Raw genomic sequence first — 9881 nt, 5'->3', positions numbered from 1 at the left:
TTTATCTGCAGTGATTTGAGATTCCATCGCAGTATTGAGTGCTGTGATGATTTGTGCTTGTGTCATATCCTTTGTAGTGTCTGCTGCCAAACCACCTGCTGCTTCGACTTTGACAAACAAGGTCTTTTTGTCTTCAGAGATATAGAGTGTGTATTCGCGTATCGCAGTTCCACCAGAGGTATTCGCTCCCGCTTGTGCTTCTCGTTCAAACTCTAGCCCCTCAATCCCTGCAAGCAAGCTTGGGTTGTCTAAATAGTCTGCTGCGCTTGCTTGGAAATTCACTGTGGGGAGTTTTTGTGTGAGAGCTGTTGGATAAAGATTCTTTGTCGCGTCTAATGTGCCAAGAGAAGCAGTAGCGAATCCACCCTCTGCAGTCATTAGGTTGAGGTCGTCTGCTAATGCGCGTCTTTGGGTATTAATCGTGAATGTTGAATTTGCATTCAAACTGATTTGTCCATCAGTAGCAGAGTTGTCCCCAGCCTTTCGCACGCTGATGAGGTTGTTTAAGTCATAGAGGTCATAAGCAGTCGCTCCATCCTCTGTATAAGAGCCGATGACATTGATTCTACCAGAATCTAAAGCCACATTTCCTTGTATATTGACTGCGCCTTTGACATTCAATGCGCCTTCCATAATGTCAAGCGTTTTGCTAGCGGCTTGCACAAAATCCCCTGTAATATCTAGCTTGCTTCCTAAGATATTCAATGCCTCGTTATTTGTAAATTTCCCTGTGATAGTGGAATCCTTGCCGACATTGAGTGTTCCTCCATTGGTGATTCCATTTGCGTGAGTGCTTGTGAGGTCAAACCCATAGAATTTATTGTTTGTGTCCTCAATGTCTGCCAAAGTAGAGCCAAAAATATCTGTGTTTGCTGCACCTAGTGTGATTTCTTGGTTTGCATTATCTATGACGATTCTGCCATTTGCGCCTAGCAATGCTTGCACTTCTTTCGCCGCAGTAGTAGGGAGCTTGATTGCTAGTGTAGCATTGTTGTTTTTGTTTTTGTAGTTATTCGTTCCCTCTTGTTTGACGAAATTTGTCTCAAACTCCGCCTTTGTTGTAACATCTGTCGCATACAAGCTAAGCGCAGATAAACTTAAAGCCATAGAGCCAACTAAGTAGCGACTCGCAATCAATGAGATTTTCATTTATTCTCCTTATGTTTTTGTGATTCCTAAATTTTATTTGCTATCAAGGGAGAGTTTGTAGTGTATAAGAGGAAGTCAGAGGGGACAAAACTTTCAAAATACCCACTCATTTCTCTTTAAGCCACTCGCTCTCCTTAAGTCCGCAAATAAAATAAATCGGACGATTAATTTTAATTAACCACAATATTAGTTATAATTCTTAAAAGCCACTAGGAAACCACTTGAAACGCATTGCATACATTAGAGTTAGCACAAATAAGCAAGATTTAAGCGCGCAAAAAACCCAAATCTTTGAATATTGCAAAATTCATAATATCACAATAGATGATTGGCTCATTATTGAAATAAGTTCTAAACAATCGCAAGAAAAGCGGAAAATCATCGCACTCAAAAAAACTCTCAAAAGTGGTGATTTGCTCATTACGACTGAATTATCAAGGCTTGGCAGAAGTATGTTGGAGACGATTTTGCTTGTTTTGGAACTAGCAGATAAAGGAATCCAACTTATTTTTATTCGTCAGCCAGAATTGACGACTTTTAATAACGCAACTTCCAAGTTGCTTTTGAGTATTTATGCTTATGTGGCTGAAACAGAACGAGAGTTTATCTCGCTAAGAACCAAAGCAGGATTACAAAACGCTAAGGCAAAAGGCAAACGATTAGGGCGTCCCAAAAACTCCCTTAATAGCGTGTTTGACAAAGATATAGAACAAATCAAACTACGCATTGCGCAAGGAGAATGTGTCAAGGAGATTTGGCGCATTTTGGGATATGAAAAGTTAAAAACCTATGAAGCGTTTTTATGGTTTTGCAAAAGTCGGAATCTGATTTTAGATAAAGGCAAGGCTTAGGATTCGTCCTTGCGAGAAAATTTGCAAAATTTTTGTGGCAATCCAGAATCCAAAATAAAAGATAAAATATAAAATTTAAGCTTTTTTTGAGTAAAATTAATCGTCCCTTTATTTTAAATTTATAATCATAATCTACAAACTTAAAATTACAATATTTGACTTGACAAATGCTATCCTTAAGCTCCTAATATTAGCAAGATTCCAAAATATTTTTTTAATTTTTACTCTCAAAGCAAGGTTATCAATGTGATTAAATCACATAGCTTTATCTAGTTGTTTTAGTATAATATCTAAAAATAAGGGGAGTTTATAATGTGGCGAGTTCTATTAAGAGTAAATGATGTCAGCTTAAAGTTTAAAATCATTTTTGCAAGTTTTGCAGTGGCTCTTATTGGACTTGCTTTAGTCGTGTGGCTAGTAGGGAATAAGAATTTTAATTTTGCCAAAGAAACAACCACAAATTATGCGCAAGCGACACTCAAAAACCAAGCAAGGATTTTAGAAAATAAAATTAATTTAGGATTTGAAAATGTAGCAAATATTGCAATTTTAGCTAATCAAAGCTTGCGCAATCTAACAAGTCCAAATGCAAATCGCTTTTGCGATTCTAACTGCTCTGCAATATTAAATGGTTATTTAAAACAATTATTAAGTCAAAATGGTCTTTACCAATCTGCATTTGTCAAATTCTTTAATGGTGAAGTTTATACCACCTCTTCATCATCACCAAAATACATTGAAAGCCTTACGAACGATGAAATCAATGCACTATTTAAAGACAGCGAAACACAGGCAATTTTTATACCCAAACTAAAACCAAAGCCAAAAGATAGTGCGGACAAGACACCCCTTTATGCTCCTGTTTATTTATTGAACAAAATTACTTATAATTCTCATACGATTGGTATTAGTGGGATTCTATTGGATTTAAAAAAAATGGGTGAAGAAATGAAGCAAATGAAAATCTTAGAAAGTGGCTTCATTGTCCTTCTCTCTCAAAATAGTGTAGTTTTACATCATAAGTTTTTCCATACATTTAATCGTGAAATGGAAAATGTAGATAAAAGTGCAAATGAATATTTAAAAGAGGCTTTGTTGGGCAAAGAGATTATCTTTGATAGAATTAGTCCCAATACAAAAGCACCTATAATAACAATTATGGAACCCCTTACACTTGGGACTAATAGCAATACGATTCACTGGGTGGTGTTTGCAAATATTCCATTAGAAGAAATGTTGAAAGTTGCTAAGGCAACTCGTAATTTTGCAGCAATGATTTCTTTGCTAGTTTTGGTGCTTATTTGTGTTGTAATGTATCTAGTGGGGCATATTATCTATAAACGATTAAATTTAATAAAATACGGCTTGCAGGAATTTTTTGATTATTTAAACAACAAACGAGACAATTTTCAAGATATTCCTTTAACTTGTAGAGATGAATTAGGGGCAATGGGAAAAACTATTAATCAAAACGCTCAAAATATTAAGTTTGGTTTAGAAAAAGATCAGATTGCGATTAAAGAATCCTTACAAGTTGTTGCAAAAGTAGAGCAAGGAGATTTAAAAGTGCGTATTGAAGCTAATCCAAATAATCCCAATCTTTTGGAATTAAAAGAAGTTTTAAATACAATGTTGGATTCTTTGCAACATCACATTGGTTCTGACCTTAAGAGTATCGCAAAAGTGCATCAGTCATTTTCTGAATTAGACTTTACGAAATCTTTAGAAAATCCAAAAGGAGAAGTGGAAATCATTACAAATAAACTAGGAGAGGAAGTTGCCAAAATGCTTCGCTTTAGTGCAGAATGTTCTAATACTTTGCACGAAAAAAGTAGTAATTTAAGGAGTTTCTTAGTCAATCTAACAAAGCAGTCTGATTTGCAAACGCAATCCCTGCAAGCTAGCTCACAAACGATATCTAAGATTTCTCAAGATATGCAAGATAGCAATACAATGATTAAAGAGGTGGCAAGACAGAGTGATGAGATTAAAAATATTTTGAAAGTTATTCAAGATATTGCAGACCAAACCAATCTTTTAGCCCTTAATGCAGCCATTGAAGCAGCAAGAGCAGGGGAACACGGAAGAGGTTTTGCAGTTGTGGCTGATGAAGTGCGAAAGTTAGCAGAACGCACGGGCAAGAGTTTGAGCGAGATTGAAGCCTATACAAATACATTGGTGCAGTCCATTAACCAAGCAGGTGATAACATCAATCATCAAGCAAGTGCAATGGAAGCAATTACAAATTCTATTGCTGAAGTAGAGCAAATTACACAACAAAATAATCAAATCGCTAAAGATGTGAATGTGATTGGTCAAGATGTTGCAAAGTTGGCTGATGCAATCTTAGAAGATATTAACAAGAAAAAGTATTAATAATCGTGATTTAAAGACAATTTTACATTGTCCTTAATTTGGCGATTTCATCTCGCAATCTCGCCGCTTCTTCAAATTCTAGCTTTTTAGCTGCTTCGTGCATTCTTTTGCTTAGTTCTTTGATAAGCTTTTCGCGTTCGCTTTTAGGCATTTTGTCTTTGCTTTTCTTTGCTTTTTCGTAGAGTATTCCTAAGTCTTGATTCCTCAAATCCTCATCAAGCTTTCTTGAAACACTTTGTGGTGAGATGTTATGCGCCTTGTTGTATGCTTCTTGCTTGCTTCTACGATAGTCTGTAATCTCCATAGCTTTTTGCATAGAGGGGGTGATTTTATCTGCAAAGAGCAACACATGCCCATGCAGATTCCTTGCCGCGCGTCCCATTGTTTGAATCAGACTCGTTTCACTGCGTAAAAATCCTTCTTTGTCTGCGTCCAAAATCGCAATCAAAGAGACTTCAGGCAAATCCAATCCCTCGCGCAATAAATTGATTCCTACCAAAATATCAAATTCTCCCGCCCTTAAAGCACGAATGATTTGATTGCGTTCAATCGCGTCAATATCGCTGTGCATATAGCGCACCTTGAGCCCTAAGTCGCTATAATATTTTGTAAGTTCCTCTGCCATTTTTTTTGTCAGTGCAGTTACAAGTACGCGCTCGCCTTTGGCAATCACTTCTCTTGCTCTATCATAAAGAATCTCCACTTGTCTATCCACTGCTAGCACTTCATAGGTGGGGTCTAGCAAGCCGGTGGGTCGGATAAGTTGTTCTGCGGTGTGCGTGCCGCTCAAATCCAGCTCTTTTTGTGCAGGAGTTGCAGAAACAAACAAAAAATGCGGAGCTTTTTGTATAAACTCTTCGTATTTCAAGGGGCGATTATCTAGCGCACTTGGCAAGCGGAATCCATATTCTACTAACACTTCTTTGCGACTTCTATCGCCTGCATACATTCCCCCAAATTGTGGCAAACTCACGTGGCTTTCATCTACAATAAGTAAATAAGGCTTATTTTTTTGTGCGAAATAATCTAGCAGAGAATAAGGAGTTTCACCCGGTTTTTTGCCCGTTAAATGGCGCGCATAGTTTTCAATGCCCTTGCAGATTCCTGTCGCGCTAATCATTTCCAAATCAAATTCTGTCCGAGACTTTAGCCGCTCATATTCCACCATTTTTCCGACAGATTTAAAAAACGCTAATCGCTCTGCAAGCTCTTCTTCTATGCTTTTAATTGCGCTTTTTAGCCGTTCTTCGCCTACAATAAAAGGATTTGCTGCATACAACACAAAGGATTTTAGTTTTTTAAGCGACTTCTTATCCACAGAATCCAAAAGGCTGAGGGATTCTAACTCATCGCCAAAAAACTCCAAATGCAAAATTTCGTCCTCACTATATGCGGGATAAATGTCTATTACTTCACCATTGACGCGAAAGTCTCCACGTTCAAAGAAATTATCATTGCGCTTATAGCCCATTTCTACAAGGCGTAACAAAAGCGACTTTTGGTGGTATTGCCCGCCTATTTCAAATTTTTCAATCATTTCTAAATATTCGCGTGGATTCCCTAAGCCGTAGTTTGCAGAGACAGAGGCAACAACAATACTATCATCATAGGCAAGCAGGGAAGTAGTTGCACTTAATCGTAGCCGTTCTAGCTCCTCATTAATGCTAGAATCCTTTTCAATGAACAAATCTTGACGCGGAATATAGGCTTCTGGTTGATAATAATCAAAGTGCGAAATGAAGTATTCCACATGGTTTTTTGGGAAAAAACCCTTAAATTCACTATAAAGTTGTGCCGCTAAGGTTTTGTTGTGCGTCATAATAAGGGTGGGAATTTGTAAAGATTCTATGATGTGCGCCATAGAAAAGGTTTTTCCGCTCCCTGTTACACCAATGAGCGTTTGGTATTGATTGCCTGCCTGAATGAATCCGCTAAGCGTTTTAATGGCTTCTGGTTGGTCTCCAGAGGGTTGAAAAGAAGAATGTAATTGAAACATTAAAAAAGAACCTTTAAGCAAAATTAAAGCATAATTTTTGCATAAGATTCCTTAGAAATCTTGCGTTTTTTATAAAAAATGTTTAAAATAATGTTAAAATTAAAATTTATTTTTAATTGCGAGGAAAGATGGATATGGAAGAAGCAAAGAATCTCTCAAGCAAACTCTTAGAAAGCATTGACGCGCTAATAGATGAATTGCAAAAACAAAAAGACGAAAATCAATCGTTGCGTCAGCAAATCGTGCTTCTAAAAGCAGAAAATGAAGCGAAAAATAGTGAGATTAGCTCACTTTATGATGAAATTGGAGCAAAAGAACGCGAACTAGAGAATGTGCTCAACAAAATTCAAAATGTTCTTGGTCGCTAATGAGTGATATTTTTCGCGTTTGCATTATGGGTCGCTACTACGACATACCCACAAGCGAGATTTCTATTGCCACATTAGAATCGTTAAAATCTTTAGTAGATGAAACGAACAACATTCACCCGCGCGACTTGCTACGCACATTTTTGGAATATTCCGAAATCAACAACTTACTCAAAAACGAAATCATCAAGGCAAATCAAAAGATTCAAAATACGCAAAATGTAGAATTGCAAAATCCTCTTCAAGCTGTGGATTTACCACAAGAAATAAAAGAATCCCAAAATAATGTAGAATCGCCAAGCCAAGAGGAAGCAACTTCAGTGCAATCCAATAATTTAAACGCTCAATCCAACTAATTTGCACAATTTACCTCCCTTTTACTATCATATTGCGACTTTGAAGCGAAATTCTCCAATCCTCACTTATGCAAGTGCAGAATCCCTAGAGAGTGGATTGTTAGTAGAAATTCCATTAAAAGATAAGCAAGTGCAAGGTGTGGTGCTAAAAGAATGCGCCAAACCAGAATTTGCTTGCAAGGAAGCCTTGCCTTTAGGATTCCAATTCTCGCCCCTGCAATGTCAAGTGGCAGAATTTATCGCACGCTACTATTGCACTTCTTATGCTCTTAGTTTTGGTCTTTTTATTCCCTTTGCCAAAGATTCTATCAAGGATTTTCCAAGTTTAAGTTTCGCACTGAATCCTTTGAGTGCTAAACAGCAACAAGCCTTAGAGTTTATCAACAAGCATCAAAATTCTTTACTTTTTGGCGATACAGGAAGTGGCAAAACAGAAATTTATATTCATTTGTTGAATCAATCTCTGCATAGAGGCAAAAATGCTCTTTTCTTAATGCCAGAAATTTCACTTACTCCTCAAATGGAGAAACGTTTAAAAGCGGTTTTTGGTGAATGTCTTGCATTTTGGCATTCTAAAATCACAAGCAAAGCCAAAAAACAAATTTTGCGAGATTTAAAAGAGGGCAGAGTAAGAATCTTAGCGGGTGCGCGTTCGGCACTCTTTTTGCCTCTAGCAAACTTAGATTTAATCCTTATAGATGAGGAACACGATGACGCGTATAAGTCCAACTCCGCTCCACGTTATCACGCACGTGATGTGGCTTTGTATCTCGCTAAAATGGCAAAGATTAAAATCGTGCTAGGTAGTGCAACGCCTCTTGCAACCACTTATTCGCGCGCCAAAACACAAGATGCGGTTTTTCGCCTCAAAGGCACGCATTTCCAAACGCAAAATCATTTTACTTTTTGTGCTAGTTATGATGTGTTGGATTCTAGCATTTTTAGCGCATTGGAGCGGAATTTTAGAGATTCTAAGCAAGCAATCGTTTTTTTGCCTACGCGTGCGAACTTCAAACATTTGCTTTGTGGGCAATGCGGCGAAAGTATAGAATGCCCTAATTGTAGTGTGTCTTTAAGTTTGCACAAAAGGGATTCTAGTTTAAAGTGTCATTACTGCCATTTCGCACAAGTAGTCCCAAAATCTTGTCCTAAATGTGGCGGGGAGTTGCAAAGCTTGCGTATGGGAACACAAGAATTTTCTGAACATTTGTCAAAAATCTTACCAAAGGCTAATATTGCGTGCTTTGACCGAGATTCTATTACAACACAACGTAAGCTCAAGCAAACTTTGGAGGCTTTTAATCAACATCAAATTGATATTTTGGTCGGCACTCAAATGCTCTCCAAAGGACACGATTATCATAATGTGAATTTAAGCGTGATTTTAGGATTAGATTATCTTTTGTATAGCGGTGATTATAGGGCGCGGGAAAAAGCATTGTCCTTGATGTTTCAACTCTCGGGTAGAAGTGGGCGCAAAGAAAATGGCAAGGTGTTAGTGCAAACCTTACATCAAGACTTTTTTGAAAGTTTTTTGGGAGATTATGAAAGGTTTTTAGAAGAGGAGCTGACGATGCGCACATCTTTGTATCCACCTTTTGCGCGGCTTGCCTTGGTGCATTTTAGCCAAAAAAATCAAGAAAAATCGCAACAGCTTATGCAGCAAGCCCTTGTGCTTTTGCAGGATAGAATTCGCATAGAATCCCTAAAAGTAGAGATTGTGGGAAGTGGAATCGCCCCGATTCCACGCATTGCAAATAAATGGCGTTATGTCATTTTCTTGCGCAGTGCAAAGGTGCGGGATTTGCATTTGGCACTTCAGCCCTTGCATACGATTGCTTGCGAAATGGATATAGACCCGATAGAATTTGCTTGAGATTGCTTCGCTTCGTTCGCAATGACGAGAAAACTTTGCACCTCAATAAAGTATTAATCCTATTTTTACCTTTTTTATTATTAAAAAGTTCTAAATTTACCTTGTTGCGTTTTAAAGTGAAAAACACTAGATTTTTGCAAAATTTAAGAGATTTTAAAATGACACAACGCGATCTCGCAGGAAGACTGGATATTAATGTGAAGACTTTGAGAAAATGGAAAAAAGATTGCCCAAAAGTCTGTGAGCTTTTGATGATTGGCTTAAAGGCTGAAAGTATGATTGATAGTTTAAAAGAAAATTGCTGCGAATTAGAACAGCTCATTCAAAATAAAAATGCAATAAAGTCGGAGATAGAATGCCCTAAAAACCATAAATAAAAAACTCTCAAATCTTGACAAAAAATTGACAAACTATTAAAAAAAACTTCATAAACCCCTTTTATAATTTGACTTACAATTTTATTTAAAGGAGTTATTTATGAAAAAGTTTGGTTTAGCGTGTGCTTTTAGTGTGTTGGTTGGGGCAAATGCTCTTTTGGCTGCTGATGTAGTGATTCAACAAAATGAGTTACCACAAAATTCACAAAAATTCATTCAAACTTATTTTGCGAATGAAAAAGTGGGCTTAGTAGAAAAAAGCTTTAATGATTACCAAGTGAAATTTCTCAATGATTCTAAAGTAGAGTTTGCAAAAGACGGAGATTGGAGAGAAGTTAAATCTTATGCCCCCATTAGTAATACAGGCTTTATTCCTCAAGGTGTGCTTAATGGTATTAAAGCAAAATATGCCACTGCAAAAATTATGGAAATTTCTAAAAGCTACAATGGCTATGAAGTCAAATTAGATAACCATAAAGAGTTAATTATGGATAAAGAAGGGAAAGTGCTAAGCGAAAAATATTAAGCTGTG

The 9881-nt window shown here is 37.1% G+C and carries 9 protein-coding genes; 7 read left to right on the top strand and 2 right to left on the bottom strand.

Annotation, left to right across the window (positions count from 1 at the left end):
* Positions 1-1149, bottom strand: a 1149-nt coding sequence (locus tag Q1553_RS06410) for a hypothetical protein (protein ID WP_300842828.1), incomplete at its 3' end; no start/stop codon positions are given.
* Between the two features lie 221 nt (positions 1150-1370).
* Between Q1553_RS06410 and Q1553_RS06405 the strand changes: the two genes are divergently transcribed.
* Positions 1371-2000: a recombinase family protein gene (locus tag Q1553_RS06405; RefSeq protein ID WP_245944261.1), complete on the top strand. Its 630-nt coding sequence runs from the start codon at positions 1371-1373 to the stop codon at positions 1998-2000.
* A gap of 312 nt (positions 2001-2312) precedes the next feature.
* Positions 2313-4376: a methyl-accepting chemotaxis protein gene (locus Q1553_RS06400; RefSeq protein WP_297571482.1), complete on the top strand. Its 2064-nt coding sequence runs from the start codon at positions 2313-2315 to the stop codon at positions 4374-4376.
* A 22-nt stretch (positions 4377-4398) separates the two neighbouring features.
* Here the strand turns inward: Q1553_RS06400 and uvrB are convergent, their stop codons facing one another.
* Positions 4399-6372, bottom strand: coding sequence for an excinuclease ABC subunit UvrB (gene uvrB, locus Q1553_RS06395; RefSeq protein ID WP_300669088.1), 1974 nt, complete (start codon positions 6370-6372; stop codon positions 4399-4401).
* A 134-nt stretch (positions 6373-6506) separates the two neighbouring features.
* Here uvrB and Q1553_RS06390 point away from each other — a divergent pair, with 134 nt between their 5' ends.
* From Q1553_RS06390 to Q1553_RS06370, 5 genes are all read left to right on the top strand, one after another.
* Positions 6507-6740 (top strand): hypothetical protein, encoded by a 234-nt coding sequence (locus Q1553_RS06390; RefSeq protein WP_115551906.1) that lies wholly within the window; start codon positions 6507-6509, stop codon positions 6738-6740.
* On the top strand, positions 6740-7096 hold the full coding sequence (locus tag Q1553_RS06385) for a hypothetical protein (RefSeq protein ID WP_181881655.1): 357 nt from the start codon (positions 6740-6742) through the stop codon (positions 7094-7096). Before Q1553_RS06390 ends, Q1553_RS06385 begins: the two co-directional genes overlap by 1 nt.
* Position 7097: 1 nt before the next feature.
* Positions 7098-8972, top strand: coding sequence for a primosomal protein N' (locus Q1553_RS06380; RefSeq protein ID WP_297600543.1), 1875 nt, complete (start codon positions 7098-7100; stop codon positions 8970-8972).
* 158 nt (positions 8973-9130) lie between these two features.
* Positions 9131-9349: a transcriptional regulator gene (locus Q1553_RS06375; RefSeq protein WP_300669085.1), complete on the top strand. Its 219-nt coding sequence runs from the start codon at positions 9131-9133 to the stop codon at positions 9347-9349.
* Positions 9350-9449: 100 nt separating this feature from the next.
* On the top strand, positions 9450-9875 hold the full coding sequence (locus Q1553_RS06370; RefSeq protein WP_115551903.1) for a PepSY-like domain-containing protein: 426 nt from the start codon (positions 9450-9452) through the stop codon (positions 9873-9875).
* Positions 9876-9881 lie beyond the last annotated feature (6 nt).

It is taken from the genome of Helicobacter sp. UBA3407 (assembly GCF_949747025.1).
Taxonomy (GTDB): Bacteria; Campylobacterota; Campylobacteria; order Campylobacterales; family Helicobacteraceae; genus Helicobacter_D; species Helicobacter_D ganmani.
The sequence above is the reverse complement of the archived record's forward strand: the minus strand, read 5'-3'. Positions and strand labels throughout refer to the sequence as shown.

What these genes read in the sequence shown, in the direction of transcription:
- Q1553_RS06385 (WP_181881655.1), top strand. Translation starts at nt 6,740, where the DNA reads ATGAGTGATATTTTTCGCGTTTGCATTATGGGTCGCTACTACGACATA.
- uvrB (WP_300669088.1), bottom strand. Translation starts at nt 6,372, where the DNA reads ATGTTTCAATTACATTCTTCTTTTCAACCCTCTGGAGACCAACCAGAA.
- Q1553_RS06375 (WP_300669085.1), top strand. Translation starts at nt 9,131, where the DNA reads ATGACACAACGCGATCTCGCAGGAAGACTGGATATTAATGTGAAGACT.
- Q1553_RS06390 (WP_115551906.1), top strand. Translation starts at nt 6,507, where the DNA reads ATGGAAGAAGCAAAGAATCTCTCAAGCAAACTCTTAGAAAGCATTGAC.
- Q1553_RS06370 (WP_115551903.1), top strand. Translation starts at nt 9,450, where the DNA reads ATGAAAAAGTTTGGTTTAGCGTGTGCTTTTAGTGTGTTGGTTGGGGCA.
- Q1553_RS06400 (WP_297571482.1), top strand. Translation starts at nt 2,313, where the DNA reads ATGTGGCGAGTTCTATTAAGAGTAAATGATGTCAGCTTAAAGTTTAAA.